At 68.6% G+C, this 20416-nt stretch carries 15 protein-coding genes and 1 rRNA gene; 7 read left to right on the forward strand and 9 right to left on the reverse strand.

Annotated features, from left to right (window positions below; genetic code table 11):
- Positions 1 to 810 (reverse strand): 16S ribosomal RNA (locus tag E8A49_RS16770); the annotation flags it as partial.
- Positions 811 to 1496: 686 nt separating this feature from the next.
- Here E8A49_RS16770 and E8A49_RS16775 point away from each other — a divergent pair.
- Positions 1497 to 1946 (forward strand): Rrf2 family transcriptional regulator, encoded by a 450-nt coding sequence (locus tag E8A49_RS16775; protein WP_293383969.1) that lies wholly within the window; start codon positions 1497 to 1499, stop codon positions 1944 to 1946.
- On the opposite strand, the gene E8A49_RS16780 is transcribed toward E8A49_RS16775, so the two are convergent.
- Positions 1928 to 2356 carry a CBS domain-containing protein gene (locus E8A49_RS16780; RefSeq protein WP_293383972.1) on the reverse strand — a complete coding sequence of 143 codons (429 nt, stop codon included), beginning with the start codon at positions 2354 to 2356 and terminating at the stop codon, positions 1928 to 1930. The two genes, E8A49_RS16775 and E8A49_RS16780, sit on opposite strands and share 19 nt — an antisense overlap.
- Before the next feature lie 117 nt (positions 2357 to 2473).
- Positions 2474 to 4024, reverse strand: coding sequence for an alkaline phosphatase family protein (locus E8A49_RS16785; protein ID WP_293383975.1), 1551 nt, complete (start codon positions 4022 to 4024; stop codon positions 2474 to 2476).
- 172 nt (positions 4025 to 4196) lie between these two features.
- On the opposite strand from E8A49_RS16785, the gene E8A49_RS16790 reads away from it, so the two are divergent.
- Complete coding sequence (locus E8A49_RS16790; RefSeq protein WP_293383978.1) at positions 4197 to 5660, forward strand: hypothetical protein; 1464 nt, start codon at positions 4197 to 4199, stop codon at positions 5658 to 5660.
- Here the strand turns inward: E8A49_RS16790 and E8A49_RS16795 are convergent.
- Positions 5657 to 6385 carry a rhomboid family intramembrane serine protease gene (locus E8A49_RS16795; RefSeq protein ID WP_293383981.1) on the reverse strand — a complete coding sequence of 243 codons (729 nt, stop codon included), beginning with the start codon at positions 6383 to 6385 and terminating at the stop codon, positions 5657 to 5659. The two genes, E8A49_RS16790 and E8A49_RS16795, sit on opposite strands and share 4 nt — an antisense overlap.
- Positions 6386 to 6503: 118 nt before the next feature.
- Between E8A49_RS16795 and E8A49_RS16800 the strand changes: the two genes are divergently transcribed.
- From E8A49_RS16800 to E8A49_RS16815, 4 genes are all read left to right on the forward strand, one after another.
- On the forward strand, positions 6504 to 9458 hold the full coding sequence (locus tag E8A49_RS16800; protein ID WP_293383983.1) for a pitrilysin family protein: 2955 nt from the start codon (positions 6504 to 6506) through the stop codon (positions 9456 to 9458).
- 105 nt (positions 9459 to 9563) lie between these two features.
- On the forward strand, positions 9564 to 10625 hold the full coding sequence (locus E8A49_RS16805) for a 2OG-Fe(II) oxygenase (protein ID WP_293383985.1): 1062 nt from the start codon (positions 9564 to 9566) through the stop codon (positions 10623 to 10625).
- Between the two features lie 78 nt (positions 10626 to 10703).
- A complete protein-coding gene (locus E8A49_RS16810; RefSeq protein ID WP_293383988.1) occupies positions 10704 to 11627 on the forward strand; it encodes an alpha/beta hydrolase-fold protein in 924 nt (307 codons plus the stop codon).
- 84 nt (positions 11628 to 11711) lie between these two features.
- Positions 11712 to 13823, forward strand: coding sequence for an HAD family hydrolase (locus E8A49_RS16815; RefSeq protein ID WP_293383991.1), 2112 nt, complete (start codon positions 11712 to 11714; stop codon positions 13821 to 13823).
- Positions 13824 to 13941: 118 nt separating this feature from the next.
- Here E8A49_RS16815 and E8A49_RS16820 read toward each other — a convergent pair whose 3' ends face one another.
- The 4 genes from E8A49_RS16820 to E8A49_RS16835 form a co-directional block, all read right to left on the reverse strand.
- Positions 13942 to 15600: a choline dehydrogenase gene (locus tag E8A49_RS16820; RefSeq protein ID WP_293383994.1), complete on the reverse strand. Its 1659-nt coding sequence runs from the start codon at positions 15598 to 15600 to the stop codon at positions 13942 to 13944.
- A gap of 86 nt (positions 15601 to 15686) precedes the next feature.
- On the reverse strand, positions 15687 to 16178 hold the full coding sequence (locus E8A49_RS16825) for a DUF805 domain-containing protein (RefSeq protein WP_293383997.1): 492 nt from the start codon (positions 16176 to 16178) through the stop codon (positions 15687 to 15689).
- Between the two features lie 68 nt (positions 16179 to 16246).
- Positions 16247 to 17029 carry an enoyl-CoA hydratase-related protein gene (locus E8A49_RS16830; protein ID WP_293384000.1) on the reverse strand — a complete coding sequence of 261 codons (783 nt, stop codon included), beginning with the start codon at positions 17027 to 17029 and terminating at the stop codon, positions 16247 to 16249.
- Between the two features lie 23 nt (positions 17030 to 17052).
- Positions 17053 to 17580, reverse strand: a complete 528-nt coding sequence (locus E8A49_RS16835; protein ID WP_293384002.1) for a gamma carbonic anhydrase family protein — start codon at positions 17578 to 17580, stop codon at positions 17053 to 17055.
- A 342-nt stretch (positions 17581 to 17922) separates the two neighbouring features.
- Between E8A49_RS16835 and E8A49_RS16840 the strand changes: the two genes are divergently transcribed.
- Positions 17923 to 18684, forward strand: a complete 762-nt coding sequence (locus E8A49_RS16840) for a PhoH family protein (RefSeq protein ID WP_293384005.1) — start codon at positions 17923 to 17925, stop codon at positions 18682 to 18684.
- A gap of 33 nt (positions 18685 to 18717) precedes the next feature.
- Here the strand turns inward: E8A49_RS16840 and E8A49_RS16845 are convergent, their stop codons facing one another.
- Positions 18718 to 20208 (reverse strand): S41 family peptidase, encoded by a 1491-nt coding sequence (locus tag E8A49_RS16845; RefSeq protein WP_293384008.1) that lies wholly within the window; start codon positions 20206 to 20208, stop codon positions 18718 to 18720.
- Between the last annotated feature and the right edge of the window lie 208 nt (positions 20209 to 20416).

The raw sequence follows: 20416 nt of genomic DNA on the forward strand, positions 1-20416 counted from the left end.
ATGCGTTAGCTGCGTCACCGACATGCATGCATGCCGACAACTAGCACTCATCGTTTACAGCGTGGACTACCAGGGTATCTAATCCTGTTTGCTCCCCACGCTTTCGCGCCTCAGCGTCAGTATCGGGCCAGTGAGTCGCCTTCGCCACTGGTGTTCTTCCGAATATCTACGAATTTCACCTCTACACTCGGAGTTCCACTCACCTCTCCCGAACTCAAGATATCCAGTATTAAAGGCTGTTCCAGGGTTGAGCCCTGGGCTTTCACCTCTAACTTAAATATCCGCCTACGCGCCCTTTACGCCCAGTAATTCCGAGCAACGCTAGCCCCCTTCGTATTACCGCGGCTGCTGGCACGAAGTTAGCCGGGGCTTCTTCTCCGGGTACCGTCATTATCTTCCCCGGTGAAAGAATTTTACAATCCTAAGACCTTCATCATTCACGCGGCATGGCTGCGTCAGGCTTTCGCCCATTGCGCAAGATTCCCTACTGCTGCCTCCCGTAGGAGTCTGGGCCGTGTCTCAGTCCCAGTGTGGCTGATCATCCTCTCAGACCAGCTATGGATCGTAGGCTTGGTGGGCCTTTACCCCACCAACTACCTAATCCAACGCGGGCCGCTCCAATGGCGATAAATCTTTCCCCCGAAGGGCACATTCGGTATTAGCACAAGTTTCCCTGTGTTGTTCCGAACCAAAGGGCACGTTCCCACGCGTTACTCACCCGTCCGCCGCTCCCCCGAAGGGGCGCTCGACTTGCATGTATTAGGCCTGCCGCCAGCGTTCGCTCTGAGCCAGGATCAAACTCTCAGGTTGAGTTGAGCACTGACCTACAGCTTACCCAATTCCGAAGAACTGGTTGGCATATAGTCTGCGTATTTCTTGACGAGTTCCCATTCACATCGATGCCCGCGAACCGAGGTCCGCGGATATCCATATTCATGGTGTCTTCAAGAGACCGCAAGTTCGTCAGTGTCGAGATGGTCTGGTTGGACCATCGCCAGGACACCGCCGCCTGCGTTTCTCTTTCCAATTCAACGATGTCAAAGACCTGACCGGCTTTCGCCGACCCCACTGTTTAGCGCCGGTGGCCGGCGGAGGCGGCTATCTAGTTGCCGGCCTCGATGGTGTCAATCGGTCCTTTCAGACTTTTCCGCCGCACTCCGGAAGCCATGGTGAGCTTCCAAAAATTGGCGCAAAAACCGCACCGGGCCGCCGAGGGGCAACCCTCATACAGTCGGTGTCGATTCGATTGAGGCTCGGGAAAATACCCATCTAGAGGGGAATTGCAAGGGGAATTTCTTCCTCTCCCAACCACCCCGTGGCAGGCCCCGCCCGAGCGGGAGGCGCTATCTAGGGGGGGACCCCTGGGCTGTCAATCGCCGTCTTTGCCCGGAATGAATTTCGTCGTTCCGTCATGAACCGCCCAGAGGCGGCCCGGGGCGCCCTTCCCGCCCCTTCCGCCCTTGCCGCCACGTCGCGAGAGCCTAAGAAGGAGGGCGATGCTGTCCCTGAAAGCGAAGTACGCGCTGCGGGCGCTGGTGGAGCTGGCCCGCGCCGAGGGCGCCCAGCTCACCGCCGGGGAACTGGCCGCGCGCGCCGACGCGCCGCGCAAGTTCCTGGAAGCGATCCTGCTGGAACTCTGCCGCAACGACCTGGCGGCCAGCCGCCGCGGCAAGTTCGGCGGCTATCTCCTGGCGCGCCCCGCGCACGAGATCACTTTCGCCCAGGTGATCCGGGTGGTCGATGGCCCCCTGGCCATGGCCCCCTGCGTCAGTCCGCGATTGGGTTTCCGCAAGTGCGACGACTGCCCCGACCGCGACGCCTGCACCCTGCGCGAGGCGCTGGCGCGCGCCCGCGACGCCTCCGCCGATGTGCTGGAGGCCTACACCCTGGCCGACGCCGCCGGCTCGGGCGGCGATTCGGCGCCCCTTCAGCTCGCCGCGATATAGGCCTTCAGCCCGTCGGCCTCGGCCTCGACCTCGCTGATCTTCGACTTCACCAGGTCGCCGATGGAGACGATGCCCACCAGCCTGCCCTTCTGGCAGACCGGCAGGTGGCGGATACGCCGGTCGGTCATGCGGCCGAGCAGCGAATCGACCGTCTCGCCTGGCTGGGCGAACAGCACGTCGTGGGTCATGACGCTTTCCACCGGCCGGCCGAGCGCCGCGGCGCCGCCCTCGGCGATGGCCCGGACCACGTCACGCTCCGAGACGATGCCGGCGACGTCGGGGCCGTCCTGGACCACCAGGGCGCCCACCCGTCTGGAATTCAGCAGCGCCGCCACCGCCGCGATGGTCTCCGAAGGGGCGACGGTGAAAACGGTGTCGCCCTTGGACCGCAGGATCTGTGAGACAAGCATCGGACGTTCCTCGCTTTCTCTGTTCTTATCGCAACAGGGTCGCGCCAAAAGGCCGCGGGCGCAAAGCACGCGCGCGTGAGGCCGGCCGCGCTTGGAGACGCCAGCCGTCGCGAGGCGCTAGGCCTTCGGGGTGCAGTCCACGGTGGGCGGCGGGGCCGGCGGCGGCATGACCGCGGCGAGGGACGGCGAGGTCTTGAAGTCGAACATGTCTTCCAGCGTCCAGGCGTTGGCGTCGCGCGCCGTCAGGTGCTGGGTCTTGCCGTCCGGACCGGTCAGGAACCGCTTCTCGATCAGGGCCAGGAGCGAGGTGTGGTCGGCCACACGGTGCGAGACATAAGCCGTCTTCGAAAAGGCCGAGACCACCATCAGGGGCGCGCGGAAGCCCAGCTGGTCGAAGTTGGGGCACGCCGCGGGATAGGGTTTGTTCGGATCGTACTGCGGGCAGATCCCCAGGATCTCGTCATAGGTCGTGCCGATCTTGCGCTCGCGGGCGCAGACCACGCCGCCGCCCTTCTTCCCAGCCGCCGGGACGAACGGGCCCTCTGAGCAGTCGCCGGGGTTCAGCCCGTCCGGCGTGCGCTGGCCGCCCTGCGGGGCCGGCGGCGGCTTGACGTGGTCGTAGAAGCCGCCCGCCTCGTCGTAGGTGATCAGGACCACTGTGTCCTTCCAGTATGGCCCGTGACGCAGGTCATTGAGCAGATCGGACACCCAGGCCTGGCCGCGCTGGATGTCGCTGGAAGGGTGCTCGTCGCTGTTGGTGTTGTGCTGGAAGTAGCCCTTGCGCGCGTTGACCCAGACCACCGCCGGAAGGGCCTTGGCGTCCGGGGCGCCCTTCAGCCGGTCCAGCAGGTCGGCGTGCTTGATGAAGTGCGGGTCGCCCAGGCGCAGGTAGGCCAGACCCTCCGGCACGTCCTGGAACGACTCGGCCCAGTCCACGTGGGCGGCGCTCAGGAGGTCGTAGATCGTGCCCTGCGCAGGCTTGTAGCCCCCGGCCGGCGGCGAGACCTCCTCGTCGGTGATGTGGCCGAAGAAGCTGCCGGTCAGGTGGAAGGCGTGATTCGGGTCGCTGGCCCCCAGGAGGGAGCCGAAATAACGGTCGCTGATCGCGAAGGTCTGGGCGACGGCGTAGTAAAACGGGATGTCGTCCCCAGTGTAGTATGCCATGGCGCGGCCGCCGTCGGCGGGGCCGGTGCGGTGGCTGTCCGGCGCCATGATGTCATTCTGCATCACGAAGCCGTCGTTCTTGGCCTCGGTGAGCGTGCGGTCCGGATGGGCGAAGTTGGCGTCGCGGTGGCTGCCTTGCCACTCGTGGTCTAGGTCAGGCGCGATGCAGCGGGTGGCGGCGTGGTAGGCGAAGACTTTGCGGCCGTCGGCGTGGGCGTTCCAGTCCGAACAGGTCAGCGTCCCGCCCGGCCCCGGCTTGCAGGTCAGGCCGTCGACGCAGGCGTGGTCGTCCGGCTTGCAGCTCCGCGAACCATGGTAGGGCGAGCCCGGCGCATAGGGCAGCGCGCCGAAATAGTGGTCGAAAGAGCGGTTCTCCTGGAAGATGACGATGATGTGCTGGAGTTTGCGCAGCCCCGTGTCGGCCTGCGCCGGCGCGGCCACGGCGAACACTGGCCACGCCAGGCTGAGCACCGCCGCCAGAAGCCACGCCAGGATCCGACTCAATCGAAGCCCCCTTGCCTGATTCGGGACGCTATCGAACCTGTGTGACGGACGGAAGTCGGCGGCCCGCCCCTTACCGAAGCTTCACTCGACGCCGACGCCGGCGGCGTGATGATCCCGGTGCAGGGAATCTCAGGGAGAGTGGACGATGCGACGGCGTGATCTGGCGCGTGGTATGGCGGCCCTCTTACTCGGATGTTCGGCTCTGACCGCGACGGCCGTCCTCGCCGCGCCGGCGGCGGCCCATCCAGGCTGCGAGGGGATCGACGCGCGCCAGTGCGTCGGCCTGGCGCTGACCGCCGTGGGCGGGCGCGAGCGGCTGGCGGCGATCGCCAACGCCCGCTTCGACATCGCCGAGCACACCGCCCTGACCGAACAGTCCTACCGCCAGGCGCCGTTCATCACCGCCTACGAGCGCGATCAGGTGACCCTCGACTTCGCTGGCAAGCGCCAGCGCACCGATGGCAAGGCCCTATGGCCTGAATCGGACCCCGGGACCGACCAGGCCGAGAGCGCGGTGAGCGTCGTCTCGATCCCCTCGCGCGAGCGCCTGGAGCTGGGGCCGGAGCGCCTGCTGCTGACCGCCTCGGCCGCGGCCGACCTGCACTACCTGCCGGCCGAGACCCTGCGCTCGACCCGCCACGCCGTAGTCGCCTTCGCCTGGAACGGCACGACGGTGAAGGTGCTGCTGAACGCCGACAACCACCTGCCCGACGCCGTGGAATCCACCCAGGTGTTCGGCGGTGATTTCTGGTTCGCCTGGGGCGACGTCGCCCAACGGGTCTATTTCGACAACTGGAAGCTGATCGGCGGCGTCCTCTATCCGACCAACAGGATAGAAGAGCGCAACGGCGTGCTCTGGGATTCGGCCCAGGTGCTGGACCTGAAGTTCAACGTCCCCCTCGACGAGAAGCAGATGGCCCTGCCCGCCTCCGCCGCGCAGCAGGCCGCCCGTCCCTTCCGCTGGGAGCGGCCCTTCGACGCCTCGCATCACGTGGCGCTGGCCCCCGGCGTCGACCTCTACCAGGGCTCATGGAACATGACCTTCGTGAAGCAAGCCGACGGGATCGTGGTGCTGGAGGCGCCGATCTCGCCCTTCTTCGCCCAACAGGCCCTGGCCAAGGCCCGCGCCGACAACCCGGGCGTCGCGATCAAGGCGGTGCTGTCGACCTCCGACTCCTGGCCCCACTTCGCCGGCGTGCGCCAGGCGGTGGCCGAGAAGCTGCCCGTCTATGTGCTGGACCTGAACCGCGACCTGGTCGACCGAGCCGTCCACGCGCCGCACGCCCTGCATCCGGACCAGCAGCAGACCGCGCCCCAGCCGGCGCAGTTGCGCGTCGTGTCCGGCAGGCTTGAGCTGGGCTCAGGCCCCAACCGCATGGTGCTCTATCCCCTGCGCGGCGCGGCGACCGAGCGGCAGTACATGGTCTATTTCCCGGAACATCGCCTGCTCTACGCCAGCGACACGCTCTCCCTGGATGACAAGACCCACGCCCTCTACGACCCGGAGCTGATGCATGAGGTCGTCCAGGCCGTGGACCGCGAGCACCTGGCCGTCGACCGGGTCTTCGCCATGCACCAGGCCCCGACGCCCTGGGCCGACGTCGTGCGCCAGGTAGAGGCCGCGCTGAAGGCTTAGGGCCCGATGTCCGGCGCCGGGGCGAGGCGCGCGAAAGGGGCGATCAGCAGCGCGCCCACGATGAAGCCGGCGATGTGCGCCTCCCAGGCGACCCCGGCGTTGCCCGCGCCAGGCATGAACGAGCCGCCGAAGACCGCGATGATCAGGTTGATGACGATCCAGCCGCCGCCCATGCCCAGCACGGTGCGCGAGAAGACCGGGCCGACACGGCCCTCCCCGCCGATCAGCCGGGCCGCGGCGCCCATCAGACCGGAGACCGCGCCCGAAGCGCCGACCACCAGCACCTGCCCGTGCGGATGCACCGCCGCGTAACCCAGGTTGGCCAACACCCCGCACAGCAGATAGAAGCCGAAGAACAGCAGCGCGCCCTCGATCTTCGGCCCGAACAACCTGGCCACGGGCGCGGAGAAGGCGAGCGCGAAGGCCCCGTTCATCATCGCGTGCGCCCAGCCGCCGTGCAGGAAGATGGAGGTGATCACCGTTGGCCAGCGCGCCGGCGTCAGGTCGATCGGGGCGAAGGCGTAGGCCGCCAGCACCGCGTCCACCGGGAACAGGGTCTGCACCGCATAGCCGCCGACGATCAGGACCACGACGGCCACCGCCTGCCAAGGGGCGTTGAACACCGGCTCGCGGGCGGGCCGCGGGCGCTCAGCCGGCTGTGGCTCAGGGTCTGGCGCCCAGGGCGGGGGCTGCGGCGGCGTCTGTTCGAACGGTGATTCAGTCATCGAACCTCATTTAGGCGCATTGTCGCAGTTACGACACTGGCGCCGTCCTGCCTTGCCGCCGCCACTTCGCTTGGCGATGTTGCGGGCCCAATCCCTCTGACGTCTTCGGGACTTTTCTATGATCCGTTCCCTGCGCGCGGGCGTCGCGCTCGCCGCCGTGCTCTCCCTCGCCGCCCCCAGTCTCGCCGGCGCCATCGGCTTTCCGCATCTGCCGAGCCTGCCCAGCCTGCCGAAGTTCGGTGGCGACAAGGCCCCGGCGACGCTGCCGAAGCTCGCGCCCGGGGAATGGCCGCAGGCCAAGTCCGACATCAAGGCCGATCCCGATGTCCGCTTCGGGTCGCTTCCCAACGGCATGCGCTACGCCATTGAGCGCCAGGCGACCCCCGCCGGCCAGGCCTCGATCCGCCTGCGCTTCGACGCGGGCTCCCTGATGGAGACCGATGAACAGCAGGGCCTCGCCCACTTCCTGGAGCACATGGCCTTCAACGGCTCGAAGAACGTGCCCGAAGGCGAGATGATCAAGATCCTGGAGCGCCACGGCCTGGCCTTCGGCGCCGACACCAACGCCTCCACCAACTTCAGCGAGACCGTCTACAAGCTGGACCTGCCGAAGACCGACGACGACACTGTCGATACCTCGCTGAAACTGCTGCGGGAATCCGCCTCCGAGCTGACCCTCGCGCAGGACGCCGTCAACCGCGAACGCGGGGTGGTGCTGTCGGAGGAGCGCTCCAGCGACAGCCCGGCCTACCAGGTGTTCAAGACCCGCATGGCCTTCCTGCTGCCCGGCCAGCGGCTGCCGACCCGCCATCCGATCGGCCAGGTCGACGTCCTGAAGAGCGCGCCCGCCAGCCTGATCGCCGACTTCTATCACCACTACTACCGCCCCGAGCGCGCCACCCTGGTCGTGGTCGGCGACTTCGACGTGGCCGCCATGGAGGCCAAGATCCGCGCCCGCTTCGGCGACTGGCAGCCGGTCGGTCCCGCCGGCCTCGATCCCGACCTCGGCCGCGTCCAGCCGCGCAAGACCGAGGCCAAGCTGGTGGTCCAGCCGGGGACCTCGCTGAACCTGCAGCTCACCTGGGTGCGGCCGCCGGACACCCGCCCCGACCGCCTGGCCACCCGTCGCCAGGACCTGATCGAGCGCCTGGGCTTCGAGGTGCTGAACCGCCGGCTCTCGGCGATCGCCCGCTCGCCCGAGCCGCCTTTCCTCGGCGCAGCGGCCTTCAAGGCCGACCAGGAGCACTCCGCCGAGGTCACCATGGTCAATGTCGTGGCCCAGCCGGACGGTTGGCGCACGGCCCTGGCCGCCGCCGAGCAGGAGGAGCGCCGCGCCGTGCAGTACGGCGTGCGCCAGGACGAACTCGACCGCGAGATCGCCGAGGAACGCGCCACCGCCGAGGCCGCCGTCGCCGGGGCCGCCACGCGCCGCCCCTCGCAGATCGCCGACGAGATCGTGGGCTCCCTGGGCGACGAGGACGTGGTCACGAGCCCCGCCGCAGACCTCGCCTTCTTCGAGGCCACGGTGAAGGGGCTGAAGGCCGAGACGGTGTCTGCCGCTCTCAAGACGAGCTTCGCCGGCCAGGGCCCGCTGCTGTTCATGGCCTCGCCCAAGCCGATCACCGGCGGCGACAAGGCCCTGCTCGACGAATACGCCTCGACCCTGAAGGTCGCCGTGGCCGCGCCCACCGCCCCGCGTCAGGTCGCCTGGCCCTACGATAGCTTCGGCGAGCCCGGCAAGGTGGCCGAGACCAGGGAAGTCGAAGACTTCAACACCGTCTTCGTCCGCTTCGAGAACGGCGTGCGGCTGACCATCAAGCCCACCAAGTTCCGCGACGACGAGGTGCTGGTGCGGATGAACGTCGGCGACGGCCTGGAAGACCTGCCCCGCGACCGCCAGAGCCTGGCCTGGTTCGGCAACGCCTTCGTCGAGGGCGGCCTGAAGCGGATCGACAACGAGGACACCGAGCGCGTGCTGGCGTCCAAGGTCTATGGCGTGCGCTTCGGGGTCGGCGAGGACGCCTTCGTGCTCTCCGGCGGCACCCGCACCGCCGACCTGCCCACGGAGCTGCAGGTGCTCACGGCCTACCTGACCGATCCGGGCTGGCGCAGCGAGGCCTTCAAGCGCCAGCAGACCGCCGGCAAGACCGTGCACGACCAGATGGACGGTACCGACAGCGGGGTGATGGGCCGCGAGCTCTCCGGCCTGCTGCACGCCGGCGACCGCCGCTTCACCTATCCGAGCCGCGACGACATCGCCAAGGCGCAGCTCTCCGATCTGCAGGCCCAGATCGCCCCGCACCTGGCCAACGATCCGGTCGAGGTGGTGATCGTCGGCGACGTCAACGTCGACAAGACCATTGAGGCGGTGGCCCGCACCGTGGGCGCCCTGCCCGCCCGCCGCGCCGAGCAGCCTGTGCCCCCGGCCCAGAAGGCCATCGCCTTCCCCGCCGCCAACAGCCGGCCGATCCTGCTCACCCACAAGGGCCGCGCCGACCAGTCGATCGGCTATGTGGCCTGGCCCACCAACGACCTGTGGGCCGATCCGCAGCAGGCGCTGGAGACGGACGTCCTGGGCGAGGTCATGGGCCTGCGGCTGATCGACGAGCTGCGCGAGAACCAGGGCATCACCTATTCGCCCTCGGTCAGCTACGCCCACAGCCTGACCTGGACCGGCTGGGGCTATCTGTCCGCCAGTGTCGAGGTGCCGCCGGCCAAGCTCGACGGCTTCTTCGCCGACGTACGTAAGATCGCCGCCGACCTGCGCACCAAGGACGTCACCGCCGACGAACTGGAGCGGGCCAAGAAGCCGCGCATCGACAACATCGAACGCGCCCGGGTCACCAACCAGTACTGGCTGGGCGAGCTGTCGGGAGCGCAGACCGATCCGCGGCGGCTCGACTTCATCCGCCACATGATCCCCGGCACCGAGAAGGTCACCGCCGCCGACGTCAAGCACGCCGCCGAACTGGTGCTGAAGGACGACCGCGCCTTCCGCCTGGAGGTCGAGCCGCAGGGCAAGGTCGCCGAAGCCCAGGCCAAGCTGGCGGACGCCCAGTCGGCCGCGCACTGACGGAGACGGCGCGGGCGAACCGCAATATTCGCAAGGAAGGCGAAATCGGTAAGGCGTAAATCACCGGCAGCCTTGGAGGCTCCAGAAGCTATGGAGGGGACCGCCTTGCCGTTTTCGATCGGGGACCGCGCGCCGGTCATCCTGGGCGCCACAGCGTCCGGACGCTTCTTCTCCCTCGACGCCCAAGCCGGCCGGCCCGTGGTGCTGGCGGCCCTGGGCGGCCTGGAGCCGGAGCTCGCCGCTAGCGTCCTGCAGAAGCTGCGCGATTCGAACGACCTGTTCCAAGCCGCCGGCGTCGACGTGGCCGCGCTCGCCCCCGCCTCGCCGCCCTTCACCGCCCGATTCGCCGCCGATCCGCAGACCCGCGACCAGCTGCATTTCCTGAGCGGCGCGGCCGAGGTCGAGGCCACCCACCTGTCCGGCGCCGCCGCCGCCATCCTGGTCGACCGCAGCGGCCGGGTGGTGGACATCGCCGCCCTCGACGGCGCGCTGGACCTCTCCGCCTGGCTGGGCAAGCAGGCGCCGCGCATCTGGGCGGAGCCCTCGCAGATCCGCCCCGCCTGCGCCCCGGTGCTGATCATCCCCAACATCGCCCCGCCGCAGCTCTGCCGCGCGCTCATCGACCACTTCGAAGCTTCGCCGCACGAGGCCGGCGCCATGGCCGCCTATGGCGAGACCGGCGCCTATTCCAAGCTCGACGAGGCCAAGAAGAAGCGCCGCGACACCGAACTCACCGCCGACATGCCGCTCTATGGCGAGGTGCTGAAGCTGTTCACCACTCGCCTGATCCCGGAGATCAAGCGCGCCTACCAGGCGGAGATGGCCTTTGCCGACCGCATCCTGATCGCCCGCTACGACGACACCGGCGGCTATTTCCGCCGCCACCGCGACAACGCCGCGCCGCACACCGCCTTCCGCGAGTTCGCCGTCTCGCTGAACCTCAACACCCCCGAGTACGAGGGCGGGGAGCTGCTGTTCCCCGAGTACGACGACCACCGCTACAACCCGCCCGCCGGCGGGGCGATCGTCTTCTCCGCCTCCCTGCTGCACGAGGCCGCCCCGGTGACCCGCGGCAGCCGCTACGTCCTGCTCTCCTTCTTCGGCGGCGTGGAGGCGCAACGCCGCCTCACCGCCTGGGTAGAGAGCCAGCAGGGCAAAGCTTCCTAGGCGCGGGCTGGATCGCCGCCGGCGATTCGCGAATCCCCGTTGCGCATGACAGTCTTCCGGCCAGGCTCCGGAGGTCTCATGCTGTTCGCCCCGCTTTTCGCCCTCGCCCTGGCGGCCCAGGCGCCCACCGCGGCGGCGGACACGCCGGCTTCCCAGCCGGCCATGGCGCCGGCCAGTTTGCCGATGGCGCAGCAGTTCGACCTGGCGTCGAAGATCACCGGGCGGACCTACCGCATCTACATCTCCCGGCCGACCGGCCCGCCACCCAAGGGCGGCTATCCGGTCATCTATGTGCTGGACGGCGACATGGCCTTTCCCACCGCCGCCGCGCAGGTCCTGCTGGGCGCGATCGGCGGGCGCCCGCAGGCCATCGTGGTCGGGATCGCCTACCCCAACGTCATGGCCACCATGACGCTGCGCAACCGCGATCTGACCCCTTGGCCCCCGGACGCCGCCATGTTGCAGCCGGGAGAGAAGGCGGACGACTACGGCGGCGCCGACGCCTTCCATCGCGCCATGATGGAGGAGCTCCGGCCGATCGTCGCCAGGACCTACCCGGTCGATCCCGCCAACCAGACCCTGATGGGCTATTCCTACGGCGGCCTCTTCACCCTGCACGTCCTCTTCCATCACCCGGAGGCTTATCGGACCTATGTCGCCGGCAGCCCCTCGATCTGGTTCAACGGCCGAGAACTCCTGAAGAGCGAGGCGGCGTTCACGGGGGCCGTGCGCGCGGGCAAGGTCGCGCCGCGCGTGCTGATCACGTCGGACAGCTGGGAGCAGGCGGCGGAGTCTCCCGACGTTCCCGCCTCGGGCAAGGCGCGCGCCGATGTGCTCAAGATGATGAATGACGATCGCATGGTCGACCTGGCCACCCGGCTGCAGGCCTTGAAGGGGCCGCCGGGTTACAGGGTCCAGTACGCCCTCTTCCCGCGGGAAACCCACAACAGCGGCATCCCGGCGTCGACCAGCCGGGGCGTGGCGTTCTCCGTCCTGCCCTGAGGGCCAAGCGCGCCGATCTTAACCCTCAGGCAGGCGACGCACCCTTAGGGTCAACGCGACATCCTTAACGGGAAGACGCGCGCGATGCTCATTCGCCGATCCACCTACATCCACCTGACGCCACTGGGCGAAGACCGGGTGCTGATCGTCCATGCGCTCACCCACCTGCGCTTGGTGATCGACGCCGAGGTGGCCGGCATCGTCGACTGGTTCGGCGCGCCGCGCGACATGCCGGGCGACCTGGCCCAACTCCGCGCCACGCTCTCCATCGACGCCGACACCTTGGCCGGCTGCCTGGCCAGCCTGATGGAGCGCGGGGTGCTGACCGACCTCGATCCGGCCGGCGAGGCCGCCGCCATAGCGCAGAAGCTCAACGACCTGCACGGCCGCGATCCCGGCGAGGCGCTGGACCAGCTGCGCCGGACGGCCGGCGAAGGCGCCAATCCCTACTGGTCGGTGACCCGGGCCCTGGGGCCCGGCGACCTCGGCGGACCCAAGACGCACCGCTGGGACGTGCTGCTGTTCGGCGACTGCGATCTGCAGATGGAGGCCGACTTCCTACGCCGCGAGGCCGCCGCCCGCGACGTCGACCTACGCGTCGCCGCGAGCTTCCCCGACGACCTGCGCCTGGCCGCCGAGCGGCCGCACCAGGCGATCCTGATCGGCGCCCTGCGCTCGCGTCACCTGGTGGCCAAGGGATCGCCCGCCGACCACGGCGGCGATCCCACTGCCGTCTACCTGGCAGAGGCCAAGCATATCGTTGAGGGCCTGCGCGCCCACTCCAACGCGCCGATCCTGATCGACGCCCTGCCCGAGCCTACCGTCCAGCCCCTGGGCTTCGCCGATCGCGGCCCATTCAGCCACCGCAACCGCTTCCGCCTCCTGAACCACGGCCTGGAGGCGCTCGCCCTCCAGTACAGCGGGGTCCACGTCGTCGACGTCGCCTCAGCCGTGGCCGCCGAGGGCGCAGCCGGCCTGCTGGACGACAGCCTCGTCGGCTTCACCCACTTCGGCTCGCCCGGCTGGATGCTGCAGCGGCCCGCCGTCGAGCTGGAGGCCGTTCACGGCCTTTTCCCCGACACCGCCCCGCTGGCAGCCCTGGTCGGCCCCGACCTCTACCGGCGCGAGGCGGTGGTGGCGAAGGCCCACATGGACCTGCTCAGCGTGGTCATGGGCCTCGGCCGCAAGAAGTGCGTCATCCTCGACCTCGACGGGACCCTGTGGCCTGGGGTCCTGGCGGAGACCGGCGCGCCCTTCGCCTGGACGCCGGAGATCAGCGGCCACAACTCCTACATCGGACTCTATTTCGGCCTGCACGAGGCCTGCCTGGCGCTGAAGAAGCGCGGCATCCTGCTGGCCTGCGTCAGCAAGAACGACGAGGCCCTGGTCCGCGAACTCTGGAAGTATCCCGACCACTATCCGCGCGAGCGCCTGCTGACCCCCGACGACTTTGTCACCTGGCGGGTGAACTGGCAGGACAAGCCCACGAACATCGCCTCCATCGCCGACGAACTGGGCTTCGCGCTGGACGCCTTCGCCTTCGTCGACGACCACCCGGTGGAGCGCGAGCGCGTGCGCCAGGCCCTGCCGCAGGTGGATGTGCTGGGCGAAGACCCCTTTGCGATCCGCCGCATCCTGCTCACCGATCCGCGATTCCAGGTGCTGAAGGTCACCGAGGAGAGCGCGGCGCGCACCGACCTCGTGAAGGCCCAGCTCTCCCGCGAACGCGGCCTGGCGGCCGGCGGCGACGACTTCCTGGCCTCGCTGGAGGTTGTCACCGCCTTCGAGCGGCCCACCGATCCGGCGACACTCTCGCGGGTGGCCGAGCTCTTCCAGCGCACCACCCAGTTCAACACCACCGGCCGCACCTATTCGGAAAGCGAGCTGGCCCGCCACGCCCAGGCGGGGAACGTCTTCGTCGCCCACTGCCGCGACCGCTTCGGCGACTACGGCCTGGTGGCCGCCGCCGTGGCCGAGGGCTCCGAGATCGCCGCCTTCGCCATGAGCTGCCGGGTGATCGGCCTGAAGGTCGAGCACGGCTTTCTGGGCTTCATCCTCGACGCCCTGGCCGACCGCCACGCCGAGGTGCTCGCCCAAATCCTGGAGACCCCAAGGAACGGCCCCGTCCGCCACCTCTACGCCGACAACGGCTTCGAACAGGCGGACGGCGTGTGGCGGCGCGCGCTGATCAAATAACCCTCCCCGCCCGTCCCGGCGAAAGCCGGGATCCATACGGCGGCAAGATTCAGCGTCCGAGATTAAAACCAGACTCAGCTTGGATCCCGGCTTTCGCCGGGACGGGCGGAGGGAGAAATCAAGCCGCTACCCTCCCATCCTCATAGACCGGCGCGTCCTCCGCCGGCAGGAAGGCCCGGCCGCGGATGGCGTCGGCGATCTTCTCGGCGATCATGATGGTGGGGGCGTTGGTGTTGCCGCCCACCAGGGTCGGCATGACCGAGGCGTCGACCACCCGCAGACCGGCCAGGCCCTGGACCCGGCACTCGGCGTCCACCACCGCCATCGGATCGCCTTGCGCGCCCATGCGGCAGGTGCCCACCGGGTGGTAGATCGTCTCGGCGGAGCGCTTGATCCAGGCGTCGATCTCCGCATCGGTCTGAACCGCCGCGCCGGGCGCGTATTCCTCGGCGCGGTAGGGATCGAGCGCGGACTGCTCAGCCACCTTGCGCATCATCTTGACGCCCTCGCGGATCGCGCGGCGGTCCTCCTCGGTGGCCAGGTAGTTGGCGAAGATCGCCGGATCGGCCAGCGGATCGGCGGACTTCAAGCCCACATGGCCGCGGGATTCGGGCCGCAACTGGCAGACGTGGAAGGTGAAGCCGTCCTTTTCGACGGCGACCTTGCCGTGGTCCTGCATGATCGCCAGCACCGTGTGGATCTGCAGGTCCGGCCGGTCCAGGTCAGGCCGCGAGCGCAGGAAGGCGCCGGATTCCAGGAAGTTCTGCCGGCCGGGCCCCTTGCCGAACAGCATGTAGCTCAGGCCCACGCCCAGGGTCTTGATCAGGCCCTTGCGCATCGAATAGGCGGTGATCGGCTTGGGGCAGACCCAGCTCAGGCAGACGTCCACGTGGTCCTGCAGGTTGGCGCCGACGCCTTTCAGCGCCTTGACCACCTTGATGCCGTGCGCCGACAGCTCCTCGGGATCGCCGATGCCCGACAGCTGCAGGATGTGCGGCGACTGAACCGCGCCGGCGCAGAGCAACACCTCGGCGTCGGCCTGGACGATGCGCCGTGTCCCGGTCTTGTCGTCGTGGATCTCGACGCCGACAGCCCGGCCGTCCTCGACCACGATGCGGGTGGTGCGCACCCCGGTCAGGCAGGTCAGGTTCGGCCGGTCGAGCGCCGGGTGCAGGTAGCCCCGCGCCGCGCTCCACCGCTGCCCGTCGTGGATGGTCAGCTGATAGGGGCCGAAACCTTCCTGCTGGAAGCCGTTGAAATCCTTGGTCAGCGGATAGCCGGCCTGCGCGCCCGCCTCGATCGCCGCCGAATAGATCGGGTTGGCCGCCGAGGCCTTGGAGACCTTCAAGGGGCCAGAGCCGCCGTGCCAGGCGTCGCCGCCGCCCTCCAGGCTCTCCGACTTCTTGAAGTAGGGCAGCACGTCGGCGTAGCCCCAGCCCGGCAGGCCCATCTGCCGCCACTGGTCGTAGTCGCGCGCGTGGCCGCGGATGTAGATCATGCCGTTGATCGAGGACGAGCCGCCCCAGCCCTTGCCGCGCGGCCACCACAGCTTGCGGTCGTTGAGATGCGGCTCCGGCTCGGTCCAGAAGCCCCAGTTCTGCGGCCCCTCCTTGCTGATCAGCCCGCCGACCCCGGCCGGCATCTTGATCATCAGGGAGCTGTCCTTGCCGCCCGCCTCCAGCAGCAGCACCTGCTTGTCGGCGTCCTCGCTCAGCCGGTTGGCCAGCACGCAGCCCGCCGAACCCGCGCCGATGATGATGTAGTCGTAGCGTTCCATGGCCTGCCGCGCCGCTTCCCTGATCGTTGGTTAGTTGGCAGCGAACCTGACGCGAGCGTCAGGTTCTGGCAAGCGTTGCTGGGCGTTCAGGCGAACGCTTCCTGCGGCGCCCGCGCTAAGGGGTCCTCGCCGTATTTGTTCGGCCCCTTCGTCCCCGGCATGCAGCCGATCTCCACAAAGCCCCACAGCAAGAACGGCAGGCTCAGCAAAGCGAGCATGCCTGAGAATGCACCGGCGTCACCGGAGCCGCTGGGCCGTCCCGCTTCCGCTAGCGTGAGTAGAAGTCCGGGAATGCCCACAAAGAGCAACAGCCACCAAGCTGATTTGTCCCGGTCATCCAGGCGGCGCGCAGCGTTCGCCACGATGGCTACGAAAAGCGCGACTAGAAATGGCAGGCTGAGCAGGCCAAGCAGGCCCGTTACCACTACGGCCATGGCGCCTTCCCCGAAGATGCTGCGGACCGCCGTCAACACCATCGACCAGGCGATGATGATCCCCCAGAACGCCCCAACGAACAGCCAATAGCGCGCCCGGTTCGTCCGACCTCGAAACGACAAATAAGACAGCAACCCCTTCATGCCTCGCCCCACAGCACAGCTTGAGGCGGCAGAATGATCTCCTTTTGTTCACGCCGTCAAGGCCGTGGTCACCGCCCCTTCCACTGTGGCGGCCGCTTCTGCGCGAACGCCATCGGACCCTCCACGAAGTCCTCGCTGCGGTACAGCGCCGCCACCGCCGGATAGCGGTTCTGGCCCTTGATCGCCGCCTCCAGCGAGGGCTCGTCCAGACCCTGGTAGACCGCCTGCTTCGAGGCGCGGATCGACATCGGCGACAGCTCGCAGATCTGCGCGGCCCAGCGCCTGGCCGACGCCATCAGCTCGCCAGGGGCCGTCACCTCGTTGACGAAACCCAGCTCCAGGCCCTCCGCCGCAGAAACACGCCGCCCTGTCAGGATCATGCCCATGGCCCGCTTGGCGCCGATGGCGCGCGGCAGCCGGTGCAGGCCGCCCGCCAGGGCCGCCAGCCCCACCCGCGGCTCCGGCAGGGCGAAGACCGCGGCCTCGGACGCAACGATCACGTCGCAGGCCAGCGCGATCTCGAAGCCGCCGCCCATGGCCACCCCGTTCACCGCCGCGATCAACGGCTTGGTCAGGTCGAAGCGCAGCGTCAGCCCCGCGAACCCCGACGGCGGCGACTGCATCGCCCCGCCGCCCGCCTGGTGCTTCAGGTCGTTGCCGGCGGAGAACGCCCGCTCGCCCGCCCCGGTGACGATCGCCACCCACTGCCCGGGATCGGCCGAGAAGGCGTCGAACGCCTCGGCCAGTTCGAAGTGCGCCGGCGAGTGCAGCGCGTTCATCACCTCCGGCCGGTTCAGCGTCACCGTCGTGACCGGCCCCTCGCGCGCGACCGTGATGAACTCATAGGCCATGGTGTCCTCCCGTTTTTCTTATCTCAGACCTCTTTTAGCTCCCGCCGATAGCGCTTCCAGTTCTCGACGTAGTGCGCCGCGCCGCCGGCCAGCATCATCGCCTGCTCGGGGCTGATCTCGCGGACCACCTTGCCGGGCGCGCCCATGACGAGCGAGTTGTCCGGGATCTCCTTGCCCTCGGTGATCAGGCAGTTGGCGCCGATCAGGCAGTTCTTCCCGATCCGCGCCCCGTTCAGGACGATGGAGCCGATGCCCACCAGGGAATTGTCGCCGATCGTGCAGCCGTGCAGCATCACCATGTGGCCCACGGTCACATTGGCCCCGATGGTCAGCGGCGAGCCCGAGTCGGTGTGCAGCACGCTGCCGTCCTGCACATTGGACCCCTCGCCCACCACGATCGGGTCGTTGTCGCCTCGCAAGGTCGCGCCCCACCAGACGGACGCGTTCTTCTTGAGAAGCACTCGTCCCATCACCGCGGCGGTCGGCGCAATCCAGTATTCGTCATCGTTTGGTAATTCAGGCATCACATTGCCTAAGTTATAGACACTCATCCGCACACCTCGTTTCTTGCGACAAACCGCGCATTTAAGATTCCGGAAACCAAGCTAGGCTCATTCTAGTCGGGCGATTCGAGGGGGCGATAGCCTTCCCGAAGTCCGCTGCGGGCCGGCTCACTCGGTTCGTAACTCGCGCTGGACGGAGTTGATGGCGCTGAGCGTGTTGTCACCCCGGGTCTTCGGATCCGGACCGGCTTCTCCGGGCGATCCACCCGGACTTCCGCTGGGCCGCGCAGGCCGCCGGCTTCGATTCATCCCCGACCAACCAAGGGCGCTCCACTGCGGAGACGCCCTTTTTTCTTGCCCCGCATTCCACGGGGTCCACGGAGGCTTTTCATGACCAAGCGAGCCCTGAAGCGCCAGCTGCGCGAAGGCGCGTTCGACGCCGGCCAGTTCTCCGGTGACGACAAGATCCGTCGGCTGCCCGTCGACAGGGGCTGGTCGCCCCTGGCCTCCAACGACGAGCGCGACCAGGCCTACCTCAAGACCATCAAGGCCAAGTCGTCCGGCCAGCAGGAGCTCATCGACGCCATCGACGCCAAGAACCTGGTCATGGCGCTGGGTCCGGCCGGCACCGGCAAGACCTACCTGGCCATCGCCAAGGCGGTGGAAGCTCTGGAATCCGGCTCGGTCGGCCGCATCGTCCTGTCACGCCCCGCGGTTGAGGCCGGCGAGAGCATCGGCTTCCTGCCCGGTGACGCGGAGGACAAGCTCGCCCCCTATCTGCGCCCGCTCTACGACGCGCTTTCCGACCGGCTTTCCATGAAGCGGGTCCGCGCGCTGATGGCCGAGGGCGCCATCGAGATCGCCCCGGTCGGCTTCATGCGCGGCCGCACGCTGAACAACGCCTTCGTGGTCATCGACGAGGCGCAGAACTGCACCTACACCCAGCTGAAGATGCTGCTGACCCGCCTGGGCTGGCACTCCACCATGGTGGTCACCGGCGACCCCGACCAGTCGGACCTGCTGCCGGAGTTCTCCGGCCTCGGCCCTGTCGCCACTAGGTTGGAAGCCGTCCCCAACATCGCCGTCGTCCGCCTGGCCGACCGCGACATCGTCCGCCACCCGCTGGTCGCCGAGATGCTGGGCGTCCTTTAGCCGCGTAAGCTGACATCCAAGCCGCGCCGCCGCTCAGTCCCGAGCGGCGGCGCGTTGCGTTTTGAGCTGCGGGACGATCCGTCCGGAGACCCAGGCCTCCAGGGCCGCGGTGTCGGCCATGTCGCCGTCGAAGGCGTACTGCGGCTCGAACGGGCCGATCTGGGCCGGCGCGTCGGGGATGATGGCGGTGAGCGTCGAGGCCGTGGACAGGCCGGACGGCAGCACCTCCTGCCGATACTCCGAATAGTGGGTGTCGCCGCCGGTCGCCTGGCCGACCTGCACCGCGCCCAGGTCATGGAAGAACCAGGTGGCGTCGATGCAGGAGGAGAAGCAGGCCGCATCGGTCAGCACCAGGATCGGCGCGCGGGCCAGCGACAGGCGCCGGCGGTCCGCGGCCGGCTTGGGCGGAGCGGCGCAGACCGGAGCGCCGGTCAGGTTGCGCCCCTTCGCCCGCGCCACGGCGATCGCCGCGGCGCCCCGCTCGTATTCCTTCTGCGCGTTCACATCCCCGTCGCCCCCGAAGACCCTGGCCGTCCTGGTCAGGTAGTCGGCGTTGCCGGATGAGGCGCGGTACACCTCTGCGCAGCCGCCGCCTGCGGAGCTCGGCCCCAGGACGTCGGTGACGAAATCCTCGCCCATCAGCGCCGCGGCCAGGGTCCGGGCGTAGTTGTCGTCGCCGCCGCTGTTGCCGCGCAGGTCGACCACGACGAAGGCGGCGTCGCGGATCGCCGCGGCCTGGGCTTTCACCGCGTCGATCACCGGCTGGTCGTGGGCGTCGAGCTCCTCGAGCGAGATCCAGTAGCCGCCGCCGGCGGCCTGCCGCAGGCCGAAGCCCGCATGGCCGACGGGCGTCTTCCAGTACTGCTGGCGCAGCGTGGCATAGCTGATCGATTTCCAGGTCAGGGTCTGGGTGTTCTCCATGCCGTCCTTGCGCAGGACGCAGGCCTTTGGGCGGGTGACGAAGGGGTTGCCGTCGTCCACCAGCACCCAGCCGCCGAACAGCGCCTGCTCGGCCGTGACCGCCGGGTTGCCGTGGAAGCGCAGCACGTCCTTGGCCAGCTCGGAGGCGGGGCGGCCGTCGCAGCTGACGATCTCCGCCCCCGCCAGCTCCCGGCCAGTCAGCTTCGGCTCGTCGGCGGCCACCACCCAACCGGACCCGCGCCGCGCCGCAACGATTCCCGCCCACGCCACGGTGCGGGGCAGGACGGACATGAAGCTGTTGATGTGGCTGTCGCCCAGCGCGTGGGCGAAGCCCGCCAGGGTCGCGCCATAGCCTTCGATACCGGTCACCCGGCTCGCGCGCGCCAGGGCCTCGGCGTGCGCCGCCTCCAGGGCCTGGACGAAGGCCGCGTCGCCGGCCTCGGGCGAGGCGCCTGGATGGTCGTGCTTGAGGAGCTGATAGTGCGCTTCCAGGTCCATACGGGTGAGCGCCCGCCAGGCCTCGGCGCCCTCGGCCGTCGGCTCGGCCCGGACCGGCGCCGCGAGAACGGCGGCCAGCGCCGCCGCCAGGAACACAACCCGCATCGTCTTCGCCCCTAAAACACCAGGTTGCGGATAATCGCCCGGCGGCTAGCGGAGTCACGTTTCGAAACTGTCAGGATCGGCCCTCCGCCAGATCGTTGGGCGCGGCCTGCCCCGGCGCCGGTAGGGCGGCCGGAAGCATCGCCAAGGCCGCCGCGCCCAACAGGCTTGGGAGGCTCACAGTCATGCGGGTTCACCTTAACGCCGTTCT

Origin of the sequence: Phenylobacterium sp. (assembly GCF_004799515.1) — a bacterium.
GTDB lineage: Bacteria > Pseudomonadota > Alphaproteobacteria > Caulobacterales > Caulobacteraceae > Phenylobacterium.

What these genes read in the sequence shown, in the direction of transcription:
- E8A49_RS16790 (WP_293383978.1), top strand. Translation starts at nt 4,197, where the DNA reads ATGGCGGCCCTCTTACTCGGATGTTCGGCTCTGACCGCGACGGCCGTC.
- E8A49_RS16780 (WP_293383972.1), bottom strand. Translation starts at nt 2,356, where the DNA reads ATGCTTGTCTCACAGATCCTGCGGTCCAAGGGCGACACCGTTTTCACC.
- E8A49_RS16795 (WP_293383981.1), bottom strand. Translation starts at nt 6,385, where the DNA reads ATGACTGAATCACCGTTCGAACAGACGCCGCCGCAGCCCCCGCCCTGG.
- E8A49_RS16825 (WP_293383997.1), bottom strand. Translation starts at nt 16,178, where the DNA reads ATGAAGGGGTTGCTGTCTTATTTGTCGTTTCGAGGTCGGACGAACCGG.
- E8A49_RS16815 (WP_293383991.1), top strand. Translation starts at nt 11,712, where the DNA reads ATGCTCATTCGCCGATCCACCTACATCCACCTGACGCCACTGGGCGAA.
- E8A49_RS16775 (WP_293383969.1), top strand. Translation starts at nt 1,497, where the DNA reads ATGCTGTCCCTGAAAGCGAAGTACGCGCTGCGGGCGCTGGTGGAGCTG.
- E8A49_RS16810 (WP_293383988.1), top strand. Translation starts at nt 10,704, where the DNA reads ATGCTGTTCGCCCCGCTTTTCGCCCTCGCCCTGGCGGCCCAGGCGCCC.
- E8A49_RS16820 (WP_293383994.1), bottom strand. Translation starts at nt 15,600, where the DNA reads ATGGAACGCTACGACTACATCATCATCGGCGCGGGTTCGGCGGGCTGC.
- E8A49_RS16840 (WP_293384005.1), top strand. Translation starts at nt 17,923, where the DNA reads ATGACCAAGCGAGCCCTGAAGCGCCAGCTGCGCGAAGGCGCGTTCGAC.
- E8A49_RS16830 (WP_293384000.1), bottom strand. Translation starts at nt 17,029, where the DNA reads ATGGCCTATGAGTTCATCACGGTCGCGCGCGAGGGGCCGGTCACGACG.
- E8A49_RS16800 (WP_293383983.1), top strand. Translation starts at nt 6,504, where the DNA reads ATGATCCGTTCCCTGCGCGCGGGCGTCGCGCTCGCCGCCGTGCTCTCC.
- E8A49_RS16845 (WP_293384008.1), bottom strand. Translation starts at nt 20,208, where the DNA reads ATGCGGGTTGTGTTCCTGGCGGCGGCGCTGGCCGCCGTTCTCGCGGCG.
- E8A49_RS16835 (WP_293384002.1), bottom strand. Translation starts at nt 17,580, where the DNA reads ATGAGTGTCTATAACTTAGGCAATGTGATGCCTGAATTACCAAACGAT.